This window comes from Oceanidesulfovibrio marinus, from assembly GCF_013085545.1.
Taxonomy (GTDB): domain Bacteria; phylum Desulfobacterota; class Desulfovibrionia; order Desulfovibrionales; family Desulfovibrionaceae; genus Oceanidesulfovibrio; species Oceanidesulfovibrio marinus.
The window spans coordinates 3275423-3297981 of sequence record NZ_CP039543.1 but is presented as its reverse complement, the minus strand read 5'-3'; the positions used below and the strand labels follow the sequence as shown (position 1 = coordinate 3297981).

At 63.8% G+C, this 22559-nt stretch carries 20 protein-coding genes; 9 read left to right on the top strand and 11 right to left on the bottom strand.

Annotation, left to right across the window (positions count from 1 at the left end):
- The first annotated feature begins 69 nt into the window (after positions 1–69).
- Entirely contained in the window at positions 70–2688 is a 2619-nt protein-coding gene (locus tag E8L03_RS14630) for a PAS domain S-box protein (RefSeq protein ID WP_171267728.1), read from the top strand.
- A gap of 129 nt (positions 2689–2817) precedes the next feature.
- On the opposite strand, the gene E8L03_RS14625 is transcribed toward E8L03_RS14630, so the two are convergent.
- On the bottom strand, positions 2818–3717 hold the full coding sequence (locus E8L03_RS14625) for a LysR family transcriptional regulator ArgP (RefSeq protein ID WP_171267727.1): 900 nt from the start codon (positions 3715–3717) through the stop codon (positions 2818–2820).
- Between the two features lie 95 nt (positions 3718–3812).
- Between E8L03_RS14625 and E8L03_RS14620 the strand changes: the two genes are divergently transcribed.
- The 5 genes from E8L03_RS14620 to E8L03_RS14600 all read left to right on the top strand — a co-directional run bounded on the left by E8L03_RS14620 (position 3813) and on the right by E8L03_RS14600 (position 8187).
- Positions 3813–4415 carry a LysE/ArgO family amino acid transporter gene (locus E8L03_RS14620; RefSeq protein WP_171267726.1) on the top strand — a complete coding sequence of 201 codons (603 nt, stop codon included), beginning with the start codon at positions 3813–3815 and terminating at the stop codon, positions 4413–4415.
- Between the two features lie 114 nt (positions 4416–4529).
- Positions 4530–4985 carry a nucleoside 2-deoxyribosyltransferase gene (locus tag E8L03_RS14615; RefSeq protein WP_342356073.1) on the top strand — a complete coding sequence of 152 codons (456 nt, stop codon included), beginning with the start codon at positions 4530–4532 and terminating at the stop codon, positions 4983–4985.
- Between the two features lie 126 nt (positions 4986–5111).
- The gene (locus tag E8L03_RS14610; protein ID WP_171267725.1) at positions 5112–6665 is read left to right on the top strand and encodes a dynamin family protein; all 1554 of its coding nucleotides are present in this window, start codon (positions 5112–5114) and stop codon (positions 6663–6665) included.
- A 232-nt stretch (positions 6666–6897) separates the two neighbouring features.
- Complete coding sequence (locus E8L03_RS14605; RefSeq protein ID WP_144234146.1) at positions 6898–7293, top strand: response regulator; 396 nt, start codon at positions 6898–6900, stop codon at positions 7291–7293.
- Between the two features lie 156 nt (positions 7294–7449).
- Positions 7450–8187 (top strand): Crp/Fnr family transcriptional regulator, encoded by a 738-nt coding sequence (locus tag E8L03_RS14600; RefSeq protein ID WP_144234147.1) that lies wholly within the window; start codon positions 7450–7452, stop codon positions 8185–8187.
- A gap of 134 nt (positions 8188–8321) precedes the next feature.
- Here the strand turns inward: E8L03_RS14600 and E8L03_RS14595 are convergent, their stop codons facing one another.
- The 4 genes from E8L03_RS14595 to E8L03_RS14580 all read right to left on the bottom strand — a co-directional run bounded on the left by E8L03_RS14595 (position 8322) and on the right by E8L03_RS14580 (position 10634).
- The gene (locus E8L03_RS14595) at positions 8322–9050 is read right to left on the bottom strand and encodes an energy-coupling factor transporter transmembrane component T family protein (protein ID WP_171267724.1); all 729 of its coding nucleotides are present in this window, start codon (positions 9048–9050) and stop codon (positions 8322–8324) included.
- Between the two features lie 180 nt (positions 9051–9230).
- The gene (locus tag E8L03_RS14590; protein WP_171267723.1) at positions 9231–9443 is read right to left on the bottom strand and encodes a hypothetical protein; all 213 of its coding nucleotides are present in this window, start codon (positions 9441–9443) and stop codon (positions 9231–9233) included.
- A 3-nt stretch (positions 9444–9446) separates the two neighbouring features.
- Positions 9447–10073, bottom strand: coding sequence for a hypothetical protein (locus E8L03_RS14585; RefSeq protein WP_171267722.1), 627 nt, complete (start codon positions 10071–10073; stop codon positions 9447–9449).
- 9 nt (positions 10074–10082) lie between these two features.
- Positions 10083–10634: a transglycosylase SLT domain-containing protein gene (locus E8L03_RS14580; protein ID WP_144234151.1), complete on the bottom strand. Its 552-nt coding sequence runs from the start codon at positions 10632–10634 to the stop codon at positions 10083–10085.
- 288 nt (positions 10635–10922) lie between these two features.
- Here E8L03_RS14580 and E8L03_RS14575 point away from each other — a divergent pair, with 288 nt between their 5' ends.
- Genes E8L03_RS14575 through mutY form a run of 3 tightly spaced genes read left to right on the top strand, consistent with a single transcriptional unit; the run spans position 10923 to position 13909 of the window.
- On the top strand, positions 10923–11864 hold the full coding sequence (locus E8L03_RS14575) for a rhodanese-like domain-containing protein (RefSeq protein WP_144234152.1): 942 nt from the start codon (positions 10923–10925) through the stop codon (positions 11862–11864).
- Complete coding sequence (locus E8L03_RS14570) at positions 11861–12802, top strand: DUF362 domain-containing protein (RefSeq protein ID WP_171267721.1); 942 nt, start codon at positions 11861–11863, stop codon at positions 12800–12802. The genes E8L03_RS14575 and E8L03_RS14570 overlap by 4 nt, the downstream gene beginning before the upstream one ends.
- A 6-nt stretch (positions 12803–12808) precedes the next feature.
- The gene (gene mutY / locus E8L03_RS14565) at positions 12809–13909 is read left to right on the top strand and encodes an A/G-specific adenine glycosylase (RefSeq protein ID WP_171267720.1); all 1101 of its coding nucleotides are present in this window, start codon (positions 12809–12811) and stop codon (positions 13907–13909) included.
- Positions 13910–13945: 36 nt separating this feature from the next.
- On the opposite strand, the gene E8L03_RS14560 is transcribed toward mutY, so the two are convergent.
- From E8L03_RS14560 to gyrA, 6 genes are all read right to left on the bottom strand, one after another.
- On the bottom strand, positions 13946–14380 hold the full coding sequence (locus tag E8L03_RS14560) for a DUF3795 domain-containing protein (protein WP_144234156.1): 435 nt from the start codon (positions 14378–14380) through the stop codon (positions 13946–13948).
- Positions 14381–14502: 122 nt separating this feature from the next.
- The gene (locus tag E8L03_RS14555) at positions 14503–15849 is read right to left on the bottom strand and encodes a glutamine synthetase family protein (protein WP_144234157.1); all 1347 of its coding nucleotides are present in this window, start codon (positions 15847–15849) and stop codon (positions 14503–14505) included.
- Between the two features lie 260 nt (positions 15850–16109).
- The gene (locus tag E8L03_RS14550; RefSeq protein WP_171267719.1) at positions 16110–17081 is read right to left on the bottom strand and encodes a radical SAM protein; all 972 of its coding nucleotides are present in this window, start codon (positions 17079–17081) and stop codon (positions 16110–16112) included.
- 28 nt (positions 17082–17109) lie between these two features.
- The gene (locus E8L03_RS14545) at positions 17110–19107 is read right to left on the bottom strand and encodes a hybrid sensor histidine kinase/response regulator (RefSeq protein ID WP_144234159.1); all 1998 of its coding nucleotides are present in this window, start codon (positions 19105–19107) and stop codon (positions 17110–17112) included.
- A 76-nt stretch (positions 19108–19183) separates the two neighbouring features.
- Positions 19184–20026, bottom strand: coding sequence for a tetratricopeptide repeat protein (locus E8L03_RS14540; RefSeq protein ID WP_144234160.1), 843 nt, complete (start codon positions 20024–20026; stop codon positions 19184–19186).
- A 60-nt stretch (positions 20027–20086) separates the two neighbouring features.
- Positions 20087–22507, bottom strand: a complete 2421-nt coding sequence (gene gyrA, locus E8L03_RS14535; RefSeq protein ID WP_171267718.1) for a DNA gyrase subunit A — start codon at positions 22505–22507, stop codon at positions 20087–20089.
- Positions 22508–22559 lie beyond the last annotated feature (52 nt).

Below are 22559 nucleotides of genomic sequence, written 5' to 3'. Positions count from 1 at the left end.
CGGCCTGCGCCTTCGTCCGAACCCCGGCGATGCGGCGCGACGCTGCTGCAAACGTCCAGGGGCACAGCCGTGACGAATCAGAATCCGCCCGACTCTCTGTCCGGGACCATGACCATATCGACAACAGCCGTGCCATTGCTTCTCGATGAGCACGGCGTCATTCGCAACGTTCTGGGTCCGGTTCCGGGCAGGAATGTCCAGGAGCTGCCCGGCGTCCCTCTTGCGGACCTCTTCGACCCGGCAGCCGCCACGGCTGTCCGCTCCTTGTTGGGTTCCGAGCAGGGGGGCGCAGGCCTCGCCTGCACGCTGACTCCTGGCGGCGAAACACGCGTGCTCGACCTCTACCGCTGGGAGAGCGGCTACCTCGCCCTGCTACGGCCCCTCTGCGAGCCATGCCCGGACAGCGGCGCCGCCCAAACGCGCTACCCAATGGACAACCCCCATCCGGTGCTCAGCGCCAGCGTGGACGGCGAGATCCGTTTCGCCAACCCGCCGGCCATGGCCCTGCTCAACGCCATGCGCACGGCCGAGGACAATCCGCACCGTGTTCCCTCGTGCCTTCTGCCGCAGCTGAAAGACACACATCACACCCGCCGTCGCCGGGACGTGGAAATGCCCGTGGGCAACACCGTGTACATGCTCTCCATGGTACCTGTTGCCGGTGAAAACCATGTGCACGTCTACGGCCTGGACATCACGGCGCGCATCCGCGCCGAACGCGCTCTGGCCCGTTCGCACGAGGAGCTTGAGGCGCGCGTGGAGGACAGGACGCGGTCTCTGACCGAGCAGGTTCAGGAGCGCGAAAAGGCCGAGGAGGCGCTCAGGCTCGCATCGCTCATCGTGGAGGAGAGCCCGGTGATCCTCTTTCGGCGCAGTGCCGACGAGGAGCGAACGCTTCTCTACGTCTCCAAGAACATCGCCCGCTTCGGCGTGACGGCCGAGGACATGCTCGCGGGCCGCGTGCATTTCTCCAACCTCATCCATCCGGACGACAAGGAGCGGCTGCGCGCCGAGGTAGATCACCACGCCAACGAGCGCACTTCCGAGTACACCCAGGAGTACCGCATCCTCACACCGCAGGGCGAGACGCGCTGGGTGCACGACGAGACCAGGGCGGAACCCGACGCCAACGGAGAAATCTGCCATTACCAGGGCATCGTGGTGGACATCACGGAGCGCAAAAAGGCGGAAATCGCCCTGGCCATGGCCAAGACCATTGTGGAGCGCAGTCCGGTGGTCCTGTTCCGTCGCTCCGCCGGCACGGACGGCCGACTGCTCTATGTCTCGGAGAATGTCTCCCGCTTCGGCTACAGCGCCGCGGACTTCATGAATGGACGCACCGAATTCGTCGACATGGTGCATCCGGACGACCGGGAGCGCCTCTCCCGCGATGTGGCCCGGGCGGCCGAAAAGAAGCTCGACCAATACTACCTGACCTACCGCATCCGCACGGCCTCTGGCGATGTGCGTTACATCGACGACCTCACCTCGGTGGAACGCGGCGAGGACGGCGAACCGCGCTTCTACCAGGGCGTGCTCAACGACGTAACCGAGAAAGCCCTGGCCCAGAAAGAGCTGAAAAAAAGCGAGTACAAGTACCGCCGCATCGTGGAGACAGCCGGCGAGGGCTTCCTGCTCATGGACCGCGACCTGGTAATCACCGATGTGAACGCGGCCTACTGCCAGATGCTGGGCTACACCCGCAAGGAGATTCTCGGACTCACGCCGTTCGACCTGGCCACCGAGCGACACGCCGCGTTCATGGAGGCCAACCGCCACACCCTGCTCTCCCAGGAGTACCGCACCTTCGAGGGCTCCGTGGTGGCCAAGGACGGCCGGGAAGTGCCCATACTCGCGCACGGCAACACCCTGAACGATGACAAGGGCCGGCTCATCGGCAACGTGGCCTTTGTTACCGACCTGACCGAGCAGAAAAAGGCCCTGGCCCTGGCCGAAGAGGTCCAGAAGAGCCTCCAGCCCGCCAGCCCCTTCATCCAGCCCGGCCTGATCATCGCCAGCCGCTCCGTGGCCAGCCAGAGCGTGGGCGGCGACTACCTGGACGTGCTCACCGACCTCGGCCTGGGCGAAAGCAGCATCGCCATCGTCGTGGGCGACATCTCCGGCCATGGCGTGGACTCCGCCCTCCTGATGACCTCGGCGCGCGCCTTCATGCGCATGCGCGCCGCACGTGGCGGCACCATCAGCGAGATCGTCGATGACATGAACCGTTCCCTGGCCCAGGACATGAGCCAGTCCGGCCGCTTCATGACCCTCTTTTTCCTGGCCGTGGAGCCAAAAAGCGGGCGTATGGTCTGGATACGCGCCGGCCACGACCCGGCCCTGATCTACGACATCGAGAACGACAGCTTTGACGAACTCCGCGGCTTCGGCCTGCCCCTGGGCGTGGAGGCCAACTTCCTCTACCAGGAGAACGTGCAGCCGCCTCTGCCGCCCGGACGGCTCGTGGTCATCGGCTCCGACGGCATCTGGGAAGCCACGAACCCGGAGCACGAGATGTTCGGCAAGGACCGGCTGCGGCAGGTGGTGCGGCGCTACGCAGCGGACGGCCCGGAGGCCGTGGTCAAGAACGTCTTCAACGAGGTCTACCTGTTCTCCCGCGGCGTGCCCCTGGAGGACGACATGACCCTGGCCGTGCTGCAGCTTGGCGGTGTGGCGGGCAGCAACTGACGGGTTGTTGAAAGACCTGCCGATTGATTGCCGCAATACGCCGGCCTCGCGCGCCGCTGTCTAAGCTACGGCCGCAACCCCTTCCTGCTCCTCGTTTCCGCCGTTGCCAGAGCGACGGCGGATCTGGGTCTATGGAATCTGTCCCTTCAGATACTTGGCGGCGTTGGCCGCCAGATCCGTACTAAAGCGCTCCAGAATGTCCGACCTGATGTTCCAGGAATGCCAGTACAGCTGGACATCGACGTTGCAGCCCGGGGCCGCGTCGACCATTGCCCCGGATGCAAGGTGGGGGGCGCTGTGCTGGTCCGGAACCGAGCCGTAGCCCAGACCGGAGAGGATGGCGCGGGTGAAGCCATCCGTGGACGGAAGATAGAAGATCGGGGCTTTTTCCGGGTACACGCCGATAGCCTGGCGCAACAGGTTGACCTGCAGGTTGTCCTTGCGGTTGTAAGTCAGGAGCGGCGCTTTCTCCGCATGTTCTTCGTCCAGGCCTTCCGGAAACCATTCGGCCATGAACCTGGGCGACGCGAGGAGCCGGTAGCGCATTCCGCCAAGGTGAAGCGCACGGCACCCCTGCATGGGACGCGGCTCCACGCTGACGCAGCCCACGACCTCGCCGTCCCGGAGCATGCGCTGGGTTTGCTCCTGGTCGTCCACGCGCAGGTCCAGCACAACCTTTTCCCGCCGCATGAACGGGCCGACCGCGTCGAGGAACCAAGTGTCGAGGCTGTCCGCGTTGACGGCCACGGGCAGGGAGACCGGCCCGGAGTCCCGGCCCAGGCCCACGGTTGTCTGGAGATCGTTTTCCAACAGCTTCACCTGGTTGTAATGGCGGAGCATCTCTCTTCCTGCGCGGGTCGGCTCGGGCGGGGAGGTCCGCCGGACAAGCACCTGCCCGGCCTGCTCCTCAAGCTGCTTGATGCGTTGCGATACGGCCGATTGCGTCAGGTGCATGGTCTCAGCCGCCTTTTCGAACCCTTGCTCGCGGACGACAAGGGCCAGCGCTTCGAGCAATCTGTAGTCCAGCATGGGAGTACATTAGCAATATTTATACAGAATAAAAACAATGAATTTCATTTATCACTTTGCGCGCTCTATGGTCTCGAAAAAACGGAGACCAACCCATGCTGCTTCCATTTTTCCAGGGCTTCGGCGTCAGCGGCGGCTTGATTGTCGCCATCGGAGCGCAGAATGCCTATGTGCTGTCCCAATCCATGCGGCGCAACCACCATCTGGCCGTCGCCGGAATCTGCATCCTGTGCGAAATCCTGCTCATCGGCACAGGCGTCGCCGGGGTGGGCACGGCCGTGTCCGCCAACCCCGTGCTGCTGCATATGGCCACCTGGGGCGGCGCCGCCTTTCTGCTCTGGTACGGCTTCGGATCGCTACGCTCCGCCTTCCGGGGCGGCAGCCTTGCCACCGGCGCGCATCAGGATAAAACGCTCAAGGCCGCCATCGCAGGCGCACTGGCCGTCACGCTGCTCAACCCCCACGCCTACCTGGACACCGTGGTCCTGCTGGGCGGCATCAGCGGCGGCTACGAGGGCCCCGGCCGCTACGCCTTCGGCGCCGGAGCCTTCACGGCGTCCCTTGTCTGGTTCCTGTCCCTTACCTTGTTCGGCCGGGTTCTCGCCCCGATCTTCAAACGCCCCCAGGCTTGGCGCATCCTCGACACGTTCGTGGGTTTCACCATGTGGGCCATCGCCGCAACCCTCATCATGGACTGACCATCGACTACCACAACGGTCAGCTTCATCTTGACCGGCAGCGCACTCCTCGCCTACGTTTTCGAAACAGCACCCCGCTGGAGACGTACACCCCACGAGGAAGACAGAGCAGTAATGATCAACATCTATCAAGCCGGCCCCCTGTTCACCCAGGCCGAGCAGGACTGGCACCGCAAGGCCAAGGCGGCCATGGAAGAGGCCCTTGCGGCCGAAGGCATTCTCGCCCGCATCTCCTGGCCCGGCGAGTTCTTCTCGGCCGAGGAGATCCGCGCCTGGGGCCCCATGGCCAAGTTCCACATCTTCAACCGCTGCATGGAGGACCTGCAGAACGCCCAGCTTGTGGTGGCCCTGCTGGACGGCGTGCAGGTGGACGACGGCACGGCCTTTGAGATGGGTGCCTTCTACACCCTGGGCCGCGGCCCCATCCTGGGCATCCGCACCGACTTCCGCAACGCCGGCGACACGGACGACTCCTGCGTCAACGTCATGCTGGAGTGCTCCTGCAAAACGGTCTACCGCTCCCTGGACGCCCTGACCAAAGGGCTTGTCGACACTATCAACGAGCTTTAATCCGCTTCCGACGGTCTCTTTCGCGCTTTCGGTGCCCCTATTTGCGCCTCCAGCGCCCCCTTCGTACGATGCCAGCTTGTCTTGAGACGACTTCTGCGGCAAGTTGGCGCTCCAGGAGGTGGCGATATGGCACTGCTGCGGCGCGGGACTTCGAAATCTTTGGACAATAGCGGCGGAAGGGCCGACGCTCCACTCCAGGAGCGCAGAATCAGCCCCCGCAAGGACATCAAGCGCTTGAAGGAGCACCTCAAGCGGGAAAACCCTTTGCTTGTGGAGGCGTTGGAGAGCCTGCAATCCCTTGACTCGGCCGCACGCAAGGTCGGCCTGCTCAGCTCGGACGAGACCTACGCCCGCTACATCGCGTGGTGGCCGCTCATCTCCGTGCTCGGCCCCTACTCGGCCGGCAAGTCCAGCTTTCTCAACCATTTTCTCGGCTTCCCCCTGCAGGAGACCGGCTCCCAGGCCGTGGACGACAAGTTCACCGTGGTCTGCTACGCCTCGGACGGCAAGGCGCGCAGCCTGCCCGGCTCCGCCCTGGACGCCGACCCCCGCTTCCCCTTCTACAAGATGAGCGAGGAGCTGGAGAAGGTGGAGCCTGGCGAGGGCATGCGCGTGGACGCCTACCTGCAGCTCAAGACCTGCCCTTCGGACAAGCTCAAGGGCATGATCCTCATCGACTCCCCGGGCTTTGACGCCGACGCCCAGCGCACGTCCACCCTGCGCATCACCGATTACATCATCGACCTCTCGGACCTCGTACTCGTCCTGTTCGACGCCCGCCGCCCCGAGCCCGGCGCCATGCGCGACACCCTGGAGCACCTGGTCAAACGCACCGTGAAGCGCAAGGACGCGGCCAAGTTCCTCTACATCCTCAACCAGATCGACCTCACCGCGCGCGAGGACAACCCCGAGGAAGTAGTGGGCGCATGGCAACGCGCCATCGCCCAGGCCGGCCTTACGGCCGGACGCTTCTTCCGCATCTATAACGAGGACTGCGCCGCACCCATTGTGGATCCGGCTCTGCGCGAGCGCTTCCAGCGCAAACGGGACAAGGACATGGCCGAGATCACCGGCCGCATGTCTCAGGTTCGCGTGGAGCGCGCCTACCGCATCGTGGGCGCGGTCAAGAAGATCGCCCTGGAGATTCGCGACGCCGAGCTCTCCCGGCTGGCCTCATTGCGCGCCCGCTGGCGGCGGGGGGTCTTCATCCGCGATGGCTTCTTCCTCGGCGGGCTCGCCGCGGTCGTCATAGCCATACTCATCCTGGGCGTGACCTCCGGCGCCGACGGTGGCTCGGCCGGCTGGTGGCGCTGGCTGTGGAGCGACTGGTGGCAACCCTCCGTCCTCGCGGCCCTGGTTCTGGGCGCCGGCGGCTGGCTGCACTTCAAGGCCCGCGCCATGGCCGGACGCGCCCTGGACGCGAAGCTGGAGAACGAGGAGAAGGACCCCGAGCACCGCCACCGCATGCGTACGGCCCTGCGCCACAATATGAAGCCGTGGCACAGCGTGCTGCACCCGGCTCCGGCGGGGCTCAAACCCAAGGTGGTGGACACTCTGAACCGCGTAATCGAGGAGGCCGAGGGCCTGGTGCAGAAGCTCAACGACACCTACGCCGACCCCACGGGCGAACGCGCCATGCAGCGGGAAATGCAGGAGAAAAGTGGAGATAGCTGCGGCTGATACACCGCCGCTCCCCTTACGTATTGTTAACCCTGCGGACATCTCGCTTTCATGTTCTTTTCGTACAACTGCAATCATTGATTCAGCGGATCAACCGACTGGATTCAACATCCCCCCTCCCTCCAAGGCAGACCCCCGCTCCCCGGCGGGGGTTTGTCGTTGTGGCGCGGAGCCACGGGCGACTTTCCTTTTTCCCTCCGATCCGGTATTCTTTTTTTCAGACGGAGATCTCATGCCCTTTCGCAATGATACCGCCGCCAAGAAGAATATCCTCGTCGTCGATCCCGAAAAGGTGACTCGGCTCACCTTTGAATCCATCCTGACGCGCGCCGGCTATAACGTCACCTCCGTGGGGGGCGTGGGTAGGGCCATGGACGCCATGGATCAAAACCATTTCCACCTCGTCCTCGCCGACCTTGCCCACGGCAAGGGCCCTGCGCTGGACCTGCTCGCCGTCAAGCGGTCCATGGAATCGGATGTCCCCATCGTTGTGGTCGATCGTGACGAAAATTCCAAGTCGGCGGACACCTGCTTCGCCCTTGGCGCATGCAGCTACCTTGGCAAACCCGTGCAGGCCCAGGAGCTGCTCCGCGTGGTGCGCCAGGTGCTGAAAGCGTACGAAAACTGACGGCCCCGGCTGTTTCCGCTATTTCCACAACCGCTTTTTGTCTAATTTTTGGGACGATCACTGCCGCGATTCCACGACGTCGCGCGGCAGCCTACATCCTTCAGTCCTGCTCGCCTCCCCTTGCGCTGCGCCGCGGCTGCGGCTAGATACTGGGATATGCCAGCACACGACACCACTCCCCAGTCCTTTGCATCGGCCGAAGACGCCATGGAAGCCGTGGACCTCTTCAGCGAGCTCGAGCCCGACGCCCGGAGCCGCCTGGCCGCCGCGGCCAGCTTCGTACGCGCGCCTGCCAAAAAGCTGCTCTTCGAGGCCGGGGCCGAGGCCCTGGGCTTCTACGCCGTGCTCGAAGGCCGCGTCCGGCTCTACCAGATGTCCCCGTCCGGCAAGGAGCACACCATCCATGCACCCGGCCCAGGCGATGTTTTTGCCGAGGCGGCCGTGTTCAAGGGCAGGAACTATCCGGCATCGGCCCAGGTCCTGGAGGACTCGCTGCTGCTCTTTTTCGACCGCCACAAGCTGCGCCGCGCCATTGCCGGCGACCCGGACCTCGCTCTCGCCATGCTCGGCCTGCTGGCTCAGCGCATGCGGTTGCTCGTGACCAAGCTGGAGACCCTGACCCTCAAGGAGGTCCCGGCACGGCTGGCCAGCCATTTGCTGCTGCTCGCCGCGGCCCAGCTTCCGGAGCAGGCGGGTGATCTGCCCGAGCCCGAAACCACGGTGACCCTGAACCTGGCCAAGGGCCACCTGGCAACACTTCTCGGGGCCACGCCGGAGACCCTGTCCCGCGCGCTCAAGTCCCTGGCGTCCCAGGAGCTCATCGAGATTCACGGACGGCGCATCACCCTGCTTCACCCGGAAGGGCTCGCCGAGACGGCCGAAGGGCTTGTCTAGCGCATTTTCGTCTTGAAACAAGACTCCCATCTGAAACAAGTTACTATTGTTTCAGATAAATGCATAAGAGCGTCTAAACCTTTCCAAGGTTAAGATGCTCTAAAATTTTGGACTGATTAGACTGGTTGGCGCGGTCAGACGCGACCGGCCAGATAGAGCAGGACGAGCAGCGCGAAGCCGGACAACCACTCCACGGCGTGTACGGGCATGGGCACGCGCCAGGCCTCCTCGCGGTCCAGGCCCCGCGCTGCAACAGCCATGGCCTGGCTCGACGCCTCCCGCGAAAGCCCACCCAACCACGACGATACGCGCAGCTGGAAGCGCACCCAGCGCGACCGCTCCACCCGGCGCGCGGCCATGGCCACGGCGGTGCGCTCATGCAGGGCCATCGCCACGGGCAGAAAATGGATCATCAACGCCAGTGAAAGGGCCGGACGCCACGCTCGCTTGCCCAGCACCGGCCGCAGCATGGAGGCCACACCCAGGGCCATCTCCCGCGGCGATGCCGAATCGGCCAGGGCGAACCCGATTCCCATGAGCACCAGCAGCCGCAGGCCCAGCACCCCGGCGTCCACGGACGCCGCCTGCCAGCTTGCACCTTCCCACACTGTCAGCAGGAGCTTGGCTACGGCCCAAAACCCGGCGAACACAGCCCCGCGCCGCAGCGCTGTCTGCAGCGGTACGCGGCCGCCGCGCAGCACCATTGCCAGCCCGGTCAGAACCGCCAGGTACACGCCCAGACCGACAACGCCGGAATGCCAGGCGAGAAAGCCGGCCACCGCCGCAAGCACTATCTTCAGCCGTGGGTCGCGCAGCCCCGGCCGTCGCTTCGAGGCCTTTCCATCCATGGTCTTTGGGGTCATGGAAGACCGCTATCCCAATGCGCACCACCAACGCAATGCGCGATTTGGATGTTGTCTTTTGAACACTCGCAACCCGACACACAACAACGGCGGCGCCGCCGCCCGGCCAAAGCCGATCCAGCATGCGCCGCCGAAGAAGTCGTTGGCGCGCTTGGGCGCGATCGATACGTCCGGCCAGGGTTATCCGTCCCTGTTGCCTTCGGGACCGTCTGCCGGGCCGTCGTATGTGCAGAGGTCGGGCAGCTCGCGCAGCTGGTCGCGCCGGCCCTTGAGCTCTTCGAGGCTGGGGACATCGACGCCTTGAGTACGGGCGAGGCTGATGAACATGTCGGCCAGAGAAACCAGCGCCGGAACGCCGACGCGCAGGATTGTCTGGATGAGAGCGGTCTCCATGAGTTACTCCTCCTTCCCGGCGATGATGTCCGATATGGCGAGGGCCGCCTCGGTCAACGCGGCCTTGACCCCGGACAGGTCCTGCTCCCGCACTTCCTGACCGGCGATGGCGGTGGTGAGCGCCGCATCCAGAAGACGTTTGGCCCTGTCCATAGATGGCGCGACCTCACTGCGCATCCAGGCGCGGCCGCTTGCATCCGAGGCGTCGAAGGCCGTCACATAGTCCTCGTGCAGATCCATGTACGTGTCGGCCATCTCGTAGAGCGCGTAATCGGTCCGGTCCTGAAGGGCCGCACATCCGGCGGCGGACATGGTTGCCAGCACTGCGCTCGTGGCGAGGACAGCCACCAGGCCCCCCGCTACCCGCCCGGATTGCCCAGACTGCCCGGATTTGGCGTCGATCTTGCCGCCACCGAAGAGTCTGGTCCACCAGGCCATGGGACCGGGCGCCTTGGCGCGGCCAACGAGGATGTAGGCAAGGGCCGCCAGCATCACCACGTTGGCGACGTCCTGCTCCACTAGCTCCACGCCGGCCATGCGTCCGATGCTCATGATCCCAGCAACGATGACGGCCAGGTACGTTGTCGACACGCTTGAACCAGCGCGCGACACGATGGACTTCAGATCCATGGTCCCTCCTTATGATTGCGGCCACTCGCCGCCGAGCGCCGCGAGGACCTTGTGTGGGTATTCGGGATTTGTGGCGTGGATGGCCGCGTACGGTCCGCCGTTGTAGGCGCGGCAGACCCCGGCCCAGCCGAAGCGTTCGAGGTAGCGGCAGGCGTAGGCGTAGTGGGCGAGGTGGAGGCAGCCATACTCCAGGCCGATCTCGGGTTCGCATAAGGCGCTCAGGAAACGGGCGGTGCAGCCGCGCTCCCGCGCCACCGCGCCCATGATCTGCATGAGGCCCCAGCTCGTCTGCTGGTGCTGCCACTCGGTGTGCCGGCCCAGGCCAGGCGGCGCCGGAAAATCAGACGGCGCCTGCTCACTGCGGGATTCGGCCGCAGTCAATCGCCGGAATGGCGCGTTAACGAGCACGTCCCAGAGGTAACGGTACTGCGGCTCCAGCCGACAGGCCGTGGTGTCCCAGCCGGACTCCACAGTGACTACGGCGCATACCAACGCCGGCGGCAGGCTGTGCCGTTGTGCTGTCTCGGCGACGAGCGCCTGAAGTTGATTGCGGGTTGCCATGCCCTGCAGAATACGCAGGGCAGCGCAGGTAAGGAGGGAGGAAGGTTTTCCGGCGGATCTCGGCGTGTTGAGCGAGGGGCTCCGCCCCTCGGGCACCCCGCCAGGGAGCTTAGCTCCCTGGACCTATATTAAAGATCTTAGGGGTCCGGGGGATCGCGATCCCCTGGCCCGCCGGAGGCATCCGGACAGCGTCCCCCATCAAGAGCATTGCAGACATGTGCAAACCGCCTGGGATCGTGCTAGGAATCGACAAGGAATTGCTATCAGCAACCAATGATGGAGGCAGTCATGACTTCCACCGTCGAGATCGAGACATACACCCCGGAATCGCTCAGGACGTTCATGCGGCTGCACAAGGAAGGCAGCTACGAGCTCGTGGATGTGCGTCAGCCCGAGGAGTACGACCAGGGGCACATTCCGGGCGCGCGGTTCATTCCCCTGCCGCAGCTGGAGACCGAGCTGAGCGCCGGACGTTCTCCATTGCAGCCCGGCACGCCGACGATTTTCTACTGCGCCAAGGGTTACCGCGGCAACGTGGCCGCGCAGATGGCGCGTGATGCGGGCCTGCACCCCATCGGCAACCTGGAAGGCGGCATTGCGGCGTGGACAGGCAGGGCCGTGCCCCAAGCGCCGCGCATTGCCGTGTTCCGCGAGGACAGAGACCTGACCGCCATGCTGCGCCGCGCCTTCAGCCTGGAGAAGGCGGCCTATGCGCTTTACAGCGACGTGCGCGCCAGGGCCAGGGAGCTGGGCCGGGAGTCCATGTGCCGGCTCATGGACCGCATCGTGGGTATGGAGCTGGCCCACGCCAGACAGGTGTACCACCATCTGGCCGGGCGAATTCCGGAACCGCCGCCGTTCGAGACCATGTTCGAAGTGGCCGGCGGTGACGTGCTGGAGGGCGGGTTCACGGTGGAGGACCTGGCCGCCTGGGTGGACGACGTGCTGGACAAGGACGCCACCTGCCTGGAGACGGCCGAGCTGGGCCTGGAGATCGAGTATGCGGCGTACGATCTGTACAAGTCGGCGGCCCTCGCCATCCAGAACCGCGCCGAGACCGGCCCCAGGCTGCCCGACGGCGAGCGCGACGAGGCTGCATCGATCTTCCTGACGATTGCCGAGCAGGAAAAGCAGCACGGCCGGATGCTTCTGGACGCCTTTGACGATCTGATGGCCCAGGGGACCATCGCGCCCTCGCCAAAGCTCAACCACGGACCGGCTTCGTCATGAGCCTGGGATTCCTTTCCACGCCCGTCCCCGTGGCCCTGATGCACGCGGACGGGTATCGCGACGTATTTCTGCATGAGACGGCCGCCGGCATGCTGGAGGCCATCGACGGGATACCGCGCTCCGGCGCGCGGGTGCTGGTGAAGCCGAATCTGCTGTCCGCCGGCAACGACGGCCTTGTGTGCACACATCCCCTGGTGGTCCGCGCCGTGTGCCTGGTGCTGCTGGAGGCCGGCTGCAAAGTCACCGTGGGGGACTCCCCCGGCTTCGGTACGGCCTCGCGTGTGTCGCGCAAAATTGGGCTGGAGAAGGCTCTTGCCGACCTCGGGCTGAGCGTCATCACCCTGGGACGGCCCACACCTATGCACACCTCGTTCGGTGCGCGTATCGGCGTCTCTCGCGACGCGCTGGAGCAGGACTGCATCCTCAACCTGCCGCGGCTCAAGGCGCACAAGCAGATGCGCATCTCCGGCGCGCTGAAAAACCTTTTCGGCGTGGTGGTGGGCGTGCGCAAACCGCTCATCCATCATCTGTACGGAGACAAGGGCGAGCGTTTCGAGAGCGTGTTCGTGGAGATCGCCGACCACCTGCCGCCGGTGACGAGCCTGATGGACGCCGTGGTCTCCATGCACGGCACCGGCCCCATCAACGGAGAGCCCTGCCCCACGAGCCTGTTGGCCGCGAGCCTGTCGCCCGTGGCCCTGGATACCGCCATGTACGCCATGCTCGGCCTGACGCCGGCCAGGGTCCCGCTGTGGAACGAGGCACGGCGCAGACGGCTGCCCGGTTCGGAGACGGCGGACATCGCCTATCCCCTTGCCCAGCCGGAAGATTTCGACCTCTCCGGGTTCCGCGCGCCCGCCGAGCTCAGCCCGCAGACATTCAACCCGCTCCGGCTTGCACATGGCGCTTGCCGGCGCGTTCTCGCGCGGATAATGTAACGTCCCATGTCCGATCTCACCCCCCTGCAAAAGACCCTGTTGGACTGGTTCGAAGAGAACCGACGCGACCTGCCCTGGCGCAAGCGCTACGACCCGTATGAAGTGTGGATCTCGGAGGTCATCCTCCAGCAGACCCAGATGGATCGCGGCGTGCAATATATCGAGCGATTCCTGGAGCGCTTCCCCACCATGGAGTCCCTGGCCGAGGCCGACGAGGAAGAGGTGCTGAAGCTCTGGGAAGGGCTGGGCTACTACGCCCGCGCCCGCAACCTGCTGCTGGCTGCACGACAGATGGTGGCGGAGCATGGAGGCACGTTCCCGGAGGACGTGCAAACTGCACGCGCCCTGCCCGGCGTGGGACGCTACACGGCCGGCGCCGTGCTCTCCCAGGCGTACAACCAGGAAGAACCCATCGTGGACGCCAACGTGGAGCGCGTGCTCTCCCGGCTGTTCGACGTGGATGCGCCCATCAAGTCCAGCCAGGCGCAGTCCTTTCTCTGGGAGACGGCGCGATCGCTCATCCCCAAGGGCCGCGCGCGGGAGTTCAACCAGGCGATCATGGAGTTCGGCAACCTGATCTGCGGCAAGAAGCCGTCGTGCATGCTCTGCCCGCTCACTGAGCAGTGCGAGGCGCACTACCTGGGCATTGTGGACCACCGCCCGGTGCCGGCCGAGCGCAGACCTGCCGTGCCCGTGGAGGTGGCCAGCGGCGTGCTGGTGCACAAGGGCTACATCTTTATCCAGAAGCGGCCGGAAGACGGCGTCTGGCCCGGCCTGTGGGAGTTTCCCGGCGGCAACGTGGAAAAGGGCGAGACCCCGGCCGAGTGCGTGGTGCGCGAGTTCATGGAGGAGCTGGAGTGGGACGTGGAGACGGCGGAGAAGATCGCCATCATCCGCCACGGCTACACGACCTTCAAGGTCACGCTCTCGGCGTTTCTGCTACGATTCAAAGACGAGCACGAAGGCTGGCCCGAGCCGGTGCTGCATGCGGCCACCGAGGGCCAATGGGTGAGCTTTGCCGAGCTGGGCAAGTATACGTTCCCGGCTGGCCACCGCAAGCTCATCGACATGATCGCGCGGGATATGCGCTACGCTTGGTTTGTCTAGTTTTCTAGACGCGAAGGGTGAAGCGCCGTAGGAATATCAGTATCGCGGCTTGTCCCTTGTCTCTTCCCTGAACTGCTCCGGGCCCACCTCGGCCATGCGCGCGTTGGCCTTTTTCCAGACCTCTCCCACCCGGCCCGGCAGGCCGTGGTCCGGACAGGGGAAGTCCGCGCACTCGTAGCAAAAGCCTATCCCTTTCTCCTGCACGCAGCGTTGCACGTGGCAGTTGCCCAGCAGGCACGTGCCCGTGCGGCAGCCGGTGCAGCTTCCGGACGCCAGGAACTCGGCCACCTCGCTGAAGGCTTCATAATGGGCAAAGGCCGGGTTCATGGACGCGAAACGCTCCGCGTGCTTTTCGAACCCACGCAGGCCGTGCAACAGCGCGGCCGCCGCCGTCTGGATGCTGCCGCCCTTCATGGCCAGACATTTCTCGCAGGAAAGCCCGCAAGGGGCTATGGCCTCGCGTACGTCCATACAATGCCTCCTCTTCTGGGATGTATGCGCACAACGTAGGGCACGCGCACGTCTTTGCCAACAGAAAAGCCCCCCGGCACGATGCCGAGGGGCTTTGTACAGCGGCGTAACTTCCTTCCTGCTTACAGAACAGGGAGGTACTTTTCGATTTCGAAGTCAGAGACGTGGGTGCGGTACTGATCCCACTCGATGAGCTTGTTCTCCACGAGGTTCGTGTGGAGATGGTCGCCCAGGACGCGCTTCATGAGCTCGGAGTTCTTGAGCTCCATGGCGGCCTCGTACAGGGAGCCGGGGAGCGCATCGATGCCGTGCTTGGCGAAATCCGCCGGGCCCATGTCGAAGATGTTCTCTTCGACCGGGTTCTGCAGATCGTAGCCCTTCTCGATGCCTTCCAGGCCGGCGGCCAGCATGACGGAGAAAGCGAGGTAAGGGTTGGCGGCCGGATCCGGGTTGCGCAGCTCGACGCGGGTGGCGGCTTCCTTGCCGGGCTTGTACAGCGGCACGCGCACGAGGGCGGAGCGGTTGCGCTGAGCCCAGGCAATGTACACCGGGGCCTCGTAGCCGGGCACCAGGCGCTTGTAGGAGTTGACCCACTGGTTGGTCACGCAGACGATCTCCTTGGCGTGCTTCAGCAGGCCGGAAATGTAGGCGCGGGCTTCAGCGGAGAGGCTGTTCTTCTCGCTGCCGTCGAAGAAGGCGTTCTTGCCGTTCTTGAACAGGGATTGGTGCACGTGCATGCCGGAGCCGTTTTCACCGAAGAGGGGCTTGGGCATGAAGGTGGCGTAGCAGCCGTGCTTGCGGGCGATTTCCTTGACGATGACCTTGTAGGTGATGGCGGTGTCGGCCATGGTCAGGCCGTCGGCATAACGCAGGTCGATCTCGTGCTGGGACGGAGCCACCTCGTGGTGGGAGTACTCAACCGCGATGCCCATGGCCTGGAGGTTGAAGATGATGTCGCGGCGGACATCGTTGGCCAGGTCCAGCGGCGGAGCGTCGAAGTAGCCGCCGACGTCGAGGATCTCGGGGTTGGTGGGCGAGGAGAACAGGAAGAACTCGAGCTCGGGACCGAAGTAGGCGGTGTAGCCCTTCTGGGCGGCCTTATCGAGGATGGACTTGAAGATGTAGCGGGAGTCAGCCTCGTAGGGGGTGCCGTCGGGGTTCTTCACATCGCAGAACACGCGGGCGACGGGACGATCCAGCGGGCGCCAGGAGCAGATCTGGAAGGTGGTGGGATCCGGCCAGGCAACCATGTCGGACTCATGGATGCGGGTGAAGCCGAGGATGGACGAACCGTCGAAGCCCATGCCTTCCTCAAAGGCGTTTTCCAGCTCACTCGGGGTGATCTGGAAGGATTTCAGCGTGCCCAGGATGTCAACGAACCAGAACTGGATGAAGCTGACATTATAGTCCTTGACGGCTTTCAGCACGTCGTCGGCGTTCTTGCAGTTAAAAACGGGAATGTTCTCCATCGGGGTTTCCTCCGTTTCCAGATTTCAAGGTTTGAAAAGGTGGCAGCACCACCCAGTGCGCATGAACCCATGGGTATACAAAATGGGGACCAGTACTAACATATGCAACAAAATCAATCGGGTATATTAAAAGTAGATGTCTCGAAGCGTATATTTTTTTCTCAAATTTGTAAAACGCCCATGTTTTTGGACCGGGCGATTTGTCGATTTTGTGTAATAACGCGGTATCGCGGGCCTGAGCCGCCGGCGAGAAGCGCCGCTCACTGCCGGCGTTTGAAGAACCGCTCCATGAGCTCAAGTACTCGCGCCGGATTGCGCTCGTCCAACCTCCTTATCCCTGCCTCGTGCGCCGACGTCAAGGCTGCGGAGTACTCCTCGCCGGATAGATGGCGCGAAAGCTCCTCGATCCCTCCGGCCATGTGGCAGGGCCGGTACTGATCCATGATGTTGACGTACATATTTGTGGAAAGGGAGGCGAGGAAGTCCATCCATTCCCGCGTGGACGCGAGGTCGCCGGGCATGACCAGATGGCGCACCAGTACGCCGCGCAATGCCCTGCCCTTCTCATCCAGCACGAGGTCGCCCACCTGGGCGTGCATGGCGGCGATGGCCTCCCTGGCGCGATCCGGATAATCCGGCGCGGCGCAGAACCTGGACGATGCGTCACGACTCATGAACTTGGCGTCCGGCATGTAGATGTCCACCACGCCGTCCAGCAGCTCCAGCGTGGACAGGGCGTCGTAGGAGCTGGTGTTGTACACCAGAGGGATATTCAGACCGGCTTTGGCCGCGAGGACCAGGGCTTCGAGAATCTGCGGCACCACATGGGAGGGCGTGACGAAGTTGATGTTGCCGCACCCTGCCTGCTGCAGGGCGAGCATGGCGTCGGCCAGCTCCTGCGCCGTGGTCTCGGCCACGCTGGCCGGACATTGGCTGATCTCATAGTTCTGGCAGAAGACGCAGTGCAGGTTGCAGCCTGCGAAGAAGACGGCGCCGGAGCCGTGCTCGCCCACCAGGGGCGACTCCTCGCCGAAATGGGGAGCGGCGGAGTCCACCCGCACCCGGCGGCCCACCTGGCAGAAACCGAGCTCGCCGCGGGTGCGGTCCACGCCGCAGTTGCGCGGGCAGAGACGGCACTCCTGCAGCGCGGCCAGGGCTCTTTCGGCCCGGGCTGCCAACCCGTCGCTTTCCACAAGGCCCAGATATGCGGGCCGGAAATCCTGGCTATTCATCGTGGCCGCTCCTTGCGCCGCCGCCACCCTACCCCTTCTCTTTCAGCATCACGCGCTCCAGGACCTCCTGGAGGTTCTCTATATCCACCGGCTTGGCCATGTAGTCGTCCATGCCTTGGCCGAGCAGACGCTCGCGGTCGCCCTTCATGGCGTGGGCCGTGACGGCGACAATCGGAATCTTACGGTTCCAGTTGCCCCCGCCGGCGCGGATACGCCGTGTGGCTTCAATCCCGTCCATCTCCGGCATCTGGATGTCCATGAGCACGAGATCGAACACCTTGTCCCGCATCTGCTCCAGCACCTCGAAACCGTCCGCGGCCACAGCAGGCCTGTGGCCCAGCTTCTCCAGGGTTCGGCAGAGCACCAGCTGGTTCACCGTGTTGTCTTCGGCCACAAGAATATGCAAGGAGCCGACGCTCTTGGCTTCCTCTGGCTCCTTCACGCGCGGCTTGGCCGCCGTTCCGTCGGAAAGCTCGATGGGGATGCAGAAGTGCATTGTGGTGCCGGCGCCCGGCTCGGTCTCCACGGCGATGGTGCCGCCCAGCATCTGCACCAGCCGTTTGACGATGGAGAGGCCAAGACCGGTGCCCTTGATATGCCGGCGGTAGTTCTGCTCATCCACTTTCGAGCCTACCTGGAAGTAGGCCTGGAAAATATAACGGAGCGAGTCCTCATCGATGCCGGGTCCGGTGTCCGCAACGCTGAACAGGATGCGCGGTCCACCGGATCCATGGAGGATGGGGTGGACGTACAGCCGTATGGAGCCGCGCCGTGTGTACTTCACGGCGTTGCCCACAAGATTGAACAGAATCTGCCGTAACGCGCCTTCGTCGGTGTTGATGATCTGCGGCGTGCCCTTCTCGATCTCGTAGCTCAGGTCGAGATACTCTATGTTCTCGTTCCCGGAGAAGCTGTCCATCACCGTGCGCACGAGGTTGTTCAGATCAAACTCCACGGGCTGGAGCACGATCTTGCCGGACTCGATGCTGGTGACGTCGATGACGTCGTCCACGACGTCCAGCAGGCCTTCCGCCGAACTGACGGCCACGTCCAGGTACTCGTGCTGCTCGGCGTTCACAGGGGTGGAGCGCAGCAGCTTGAGCATGCCGATGACGCCGTTCAGGGGGGTGCGTATCTCATGGCTCATGTTCGCCAGGAACTGCGTCTTGGACTTGTTGGCGAACTCGGCCTCGACCTTGGACTTCAGCAGCTCGTCGCGGGACCGCTTCATGTCGGTGACGTCGGTGAACACGCCCATGATGCCTTTCACCGTGCCGCGTGTATCCCGGTACACAGCCTTTTGGATCACTACCTCACGCAGGATGCCACTGCCGTTCATCAGCGGCATCTCGTACTGCTGGGACTCCTGCGTTTCCAGCACCTTCTTGTCGTGCACCTCGTACTCGCCGGCATAGGCGCCCGGAAAGATCTCGCGCGCTGTTTTGCCGAGGATTTCCTCCCGCTTTCTGCCGCAGAACCGGACGAAGGCGTCGTTGCACATGACGAACTTCAGATCCCTGTTCTTGTAGTACAACGGCAGGGGGATGGTGTTGACGAGGGAGCGCAGGAACACGTCGCTCTCGCGGCGTATGTGCTCGTAGCGTTTTTTCTCGATGGCCTCCTGCACCCTGCGCGACAACAGGTTGTCCTTCTCGTAGCGGTGCTTGTCGATGTAGTCCGTGGCTCCCATCTCCATGGCCTGGGCCACGATGGCGCGGTCGCCCTCGGCCGTGATGAAGATAATGGGCCGCTCGATGAAACCGTCCTTCAGCCGGACTCTGTTCATGAACTCGAGGCCGTCAAAATCCGGGAGGAGATAGTCGAGAATCACGCAATCGATGTCGTGCTCGTGGTAGAGCTCGACGGCCTTCTCGCCGTACGCGGTCTCGATGAGCTCGTACTTCGTCCCCGTATCTCTTTCGAGGACATAACGAATGGCCATGCGCTGCACTTCGCTGTCCTCGACGATCAGAACAGTCAGCGTGTCTTTGTCCGGGTAAAAATCAGATAACACATCGATGAGCATAGGCCCTCCTGCCTATTCTCAGAGTACCCCAACGATGAAGCATGGTGCAAGGGCAGCACCGTCAATTGAATATCAATTATTGTTTCATCTGCTTGAGATGTTTGAGGCGTGTGTCGACGACAAGCGGATTGGGATACGTAAGTCGAATTGATTCAAGAATGTCTATAGCTTCTGCGAATTTTTCCTGGTCTTCCAGAACATCGGCAAGAAGGAATGCCGCAAGGGCGCGATCCTCGTCGGCTATCTCGGGGTTGGCCATGATGGAGCGGAGAATCTTCTTGGCGTCCTCCACGCGGCCCATGAAGATGAGGTTCTGGGCCAGGGTGTAGCGGCACTGCTGGGCCAGCTCCGGCTTCTGGGCATCGCGGATGCAGAGGTTGAGCTCCTGCACGGCCTGTCCGTACGCCTTCATGGCCTGGTGGTCGCGCGCGACGCGGTAGTGGAGCCGCGCCGATTCGGCAGGGTCGATTCCCGGGAGGCTCAGGCACTTGCGCCACGCCTCCACGGCCTTGCCGTAGTTGTTCATATCCTCGTAGATCTCGGCCAGCCGGGAGAGGAGCTCGAAGGCGCGCTGCCCCGAGTCTCCGAACTCCAGGTACATGGCGTCCAGGATGGATGTGGCGCGTGGCCTGTCGTTGCGCACGGTCAACGCCATATCCAAGAGCCGGTTCCACGCTTCCCAGCGCGCGTCACCCTGCGGCTCTGCCTGGATGTAGCTCTCGTACAGCCGCTCGGCCTCGCTGTAGTTGCCGTCCAGAAAGGCCTGGCGTGCGCTTTCCAGAACAGGCTTGTTCTGTTCCTGGCTATTGCATGCGGCAAGGCTCATCAGGGAGACAATGCACACCGCGAGAATCGCGGCGCGGAGCACCTGGACAAGCGAACCGGACGTGGCGGTTGTTTCCGGACGAATTGGTGCCATGAGAACGGTGTGCTGTGGCGGCTGGGAGCCGGTTTGCGTCCGGCTCCCAGCGCCTTTCGGCTAGATCGTATTTTCCTGCACGATGTCGAAGGCCACGGCCGTTCCGCCGTTGTCCAGGCGAACGACGCGCACGCCCTGCGTGGCGCGGCCCACAAGGCTGATGTCCTGGACCGAGGTGCGGATGATCTTGTTGGTGGAGGTGAGCAGGACGATCTCGTCCTCCTCGTTCACGGCGGTTGCTCCGAGCACGCTACCTGTCTTGGAGGTGGTCCGCATGTTGATGATGCCCTTGCCGCCGCGCGACTGCAGCCGGTAGAGGTCAAGCGAGGAGCGTTTGCCGAAGCCCTTTTCCGAGATCGTCAGGATCTGGGGACGGGTTTCCTCGCTCGGGATCACGGCGGAGACGACCTCGTCCTTCTTGCCCAGGGCAATGCCCTTCACGCCCATGGAGGAGCGGCCCATGGGCCGAACGTCCTTGAGGCTGAAGTGGATGGACATGCCCTTGGCCGTGGCCAGGATCACCTCGTCGGCGCTGCTCACGTTGCGCACGGTGATGAGTTCGTCCTCATCGCGCAGGCCCACGGCAATGAGGCCGGTGCGCCGGCAGCGGGAGTACTGGTCCGCGCTGGTGCGCTTGACCACACCCTGCCTGGTGACGAAGAGGAAGAAGCGGTCCTCGCTGAACTCGCGGATGGAGAGCACCGTGGCAGCCCACTCGTCTTTTTCCAGGGGCAGCAGGTTGGCGATGTGCGCGCCCTTGGCCGTGCGCGAACCTTCCGGCACCTGATGCGCCTTGAGCTGGTACATGCGGCCGCGGTTGGTGAAGAGCAGCAGGTACTGGTGGTTGGTCGTGACGAGGAAGTTCTGGATGATGTCCCCGTCCGACGTGGCCACGCCGGCGATGCCTTTGCCGCCGCGGCGCTGCTGTTGATAGGTGTCCAGCGGCGTACGCTTGATGTATCCGCGGCGAGACAGGGTGATGACCACTTCCTCGTCCGGAATGAGGTCCTCGATGTCGATGCCGGTGGCCTCCTCGGCCATGATGCGCGTGCGGCGCGGCGTGACGTAGGCCTTCTTGATCTCTTCCAGCTCGTCGCGGATGACGCCCACGAGCACGCCCTCGCTCTGGAGGATGGAGTTCAGGTACTCGATGCGCTTGATGAGCTCGGCGTACTCTTCCTCCAGCTTGTCGCGCTCCAGCCCGGTGAGGCGCTGCAGGCGCATGTCCAGGATGGCCTGGCTCTGGACCTCGGAGAGCTCGAATCGCTCCATGAGCTTTGCCTTGGCGGTGGCCGGATCGGGCGCGGCGCGAATCAGCTCGATGATCTCGTCGATGTTGTCGATGGCGATGCGCAGGCCTTCGACGATGTGCAGCCGCTCCTCGGCCTTGCGCAGGTCGTAGCGGGTGCGGCGCAGGATGACCTCGCGGCGGTGCTCCAGGAAGTGCTCCAGGATCTGTCGCAGGCTCAGAAGCTGCGGCCGGTTGTTGACCACTGCGAGCATGTTGAAGCCGAAGCTCGTCTCAAGCTGGGTGTACTTGTAGAGCGAGTTGACGACGATATCCGGGATGGTGCCCTTCTTGAGGTCAATGACCACACGGATGCCCTTGCGATCGGACTCGTCGCGCAGGTCGCTGATGCCCTCGATCTTCCGGTCGTTGACCAGCTGGGCGATCTTTTCCACCAGCGTGGACTTGTTCACGGCGTAGGGGATCTCGGAGATGATGATGGACTCGAAGCCCTTCTTGCGCTCCACCACCTCCACCTCGCCGCGCACGCGCACGGAGCCGCGGCCCGTGGTGTAGGCGTCGCGCAGACCCTCGCCGGCAAAAACGGATGCGCCGGTAGGGAAGTCCGGTCCCTTGATGAGCTGCATGAGTTCGCCCACCGTGGTTTCCGGCTTGTCCAGGATCAGCAGCAGGCCTTCCACGAGCTCGCCCAGGTTGTGGGGCGGAATGTTCGTGGCCATGCCCACGGCGATGCCGGACGAGCCGTTGAGCAGCAGGTTCGGCACCTTGGTGGGCAGGACAACGGGTTCCTGCAGGGTGTTGTCGTAGTTGGCCCGGTAGTCGACGGTTTCCTTCTCGATGTCCGAGAGGAACTCGCTGGTCAGCCGGGTCATGCGGACTTCGGTGTAACGCATGGCCGCCGCGGCGTCGCCGTCGATGGAGCCGAAGTTACCCTGGCCGTCTACCAGGAGATCGCGCATGGAGAAGTTCTGCGCCATGCGCACCAGGGCGTCGTACACAGCGCTGTCGCCGTGGGGGTGGTACTTACCGATGACGTCGCCGACCACGCGGGCGGACTTCTTGTACGGCCGGTTCCAGGAGTTGCCCAGGTCGTACATGGCGTAGAGAATGCGCCGGTGCACGGGCTTGAGGCCGTCGCGGACGTCCGGAATGGCGCGTCCGATGATGACGGACAGGGAGTACTCCAGATACGACTTGCGTATCTCTTTCTCGATGGAGATTGAATCTGTCACGTACGTGATCCTGTTGTTGCTTGGATTTTAAACGGCACCCGGGTGGGCGCCG

What these genes read in the sequence shown, in the direction of transcription:
- E8L03_RS14625 (WP_171267727.1), bottom strand. Translation starts at nt 3,717, where the DNA reads ATGCTGGACTACAGATTGCTCGAAGCGCTGGCCCTTGTCGTCCGCGAG.
- E8L03_RS14620 (WP_171267726.1), top strand. Translation starts at nt 3,813, where the DNA reads ATGCTGCTTCCATTTTTCCAGGGCTTCGGCGTCAGCGGCGGCTTGATT.
- E8L03_RS14615 (WP_342356073.1), top strand. Translation starts at nt 4,530, where the DNA reads ATGATCAACATCTATCAAGCCGGCCCCCTGTTCACCCAGGCCGAGCAG.
- E8L03_RS14610 (WP_171267725.1), top strand. Translation starts at nt 5,112, where the DNA reads ATGGCACTGCTGCGGCGCGGGACTTCGAAATCTTTGGACAATAGCGGC.
- E8L03_RS14605 (WP_144234146.1), top strand. Translation starts at nt 6,898, where the DNA reads ATGCCCTTTCGCAATGATACCGCCGCCAAGAAGAATATCCTCGTCGTC.
- E8L03_RS14600 (WP_144234147.1), top strand. Translation starts at nt 7,450, where the DNA reads ATGCCAGCACACGACACCACTCCCCAGTCCTTTGCATCGGCCGAAGAC.
- E8L03_RS14595 (WP_171267724.1), bottom strand. Translation starts at nt 9,050, where the DNA reads ATGACCCCAAAGACCATGGATGGAAAGGCCTCGAAGCGACGGCCGGGG.
- E8L03_RS14590 (WP_171267723.1), bottom strand. Translation starts at nt 9,443, where the DNA reads ATGGAGACCGCTCTCATCCAGACAATCCTGCGCGTCGGCGTTCCGGCG.
- E8L03_RS14585 (WP_171267722.1), bottom strand. Translation starts at nt 10,073, where the DNA reads ATGGATCTGAAGTCCATCGTGTCGCGCGCTGGTTCAAGCGTGTCGACA.
- E8L03_RS14580 (WP_144234151.1), bottom strand. Translation starts at nt 10,634, where the DNA reads ATGGCAACCCGCAATCAACTTCAGGCGCTCGTCGCCGAGACAGCACAA.
- E8L03_RS14575 (WP_144234152.1), top strand. Translation starts at nt 10,923, where the DNA reads ATGACTTCCACCGTCGAGATCGAGACATACACCCCGGAATCGCTCAGG.
- E8L03_RS14570 (WP_171267721.1), top strand. Translation starts at nt 11,861, where the DNA reads ATGAGCCTGGGATTCCTTTCCACGCCCGTCCCCGTGGCCCTGATGCAC.
- mutY (WP_171267720.1), top strand. Translation starts at nt 12,809, where the DNA reads ATGTCCGATCTCACCCCCCTGCAAAAGACCCTGTTGGACTGGTTCGAA.
- E8L03_RS14560 (WP_144234156.1), bottom strand. Translation starts at nt 14,380, where the DNA reads ATGGACGTACGCGAGGCCATAGCCCCTTGCGGGCTTTCCTGCGAGAAA.
- E8L03_RS14555 (WP_144234157.1), bottom strand. Translation starts at nt 15,849, where the DNA reads ATGGAGAACATTCCCGTTTTTAACTGCAAGAACGCCGACGACGTGCTG.
- E8L03_RS14550 (WP_171267719.1), bottom strand. Translation starts at nt 17,081, where the DNA reads ATGAATAGCCAGGATTTCCGGCCCGCATATCTGGGCCTTGTGGAAAGC.
- E8L03_RS14545 (WP_144234159.1), bottom strand. Translation starts at nt 19,107, where the DNA reads ATGCTCATCGATGTGTTATCTGATTTTTACCCGGACAAAGACACGCTG.
- E8L03_RS14540 (WP_144234160.1), bottom strand. Translation starts at nt 20,026, where the DNA reads ATGGCACCAATTCGTCCGGAAACAACCGCCACGTCCGGTTCGCTTGTC.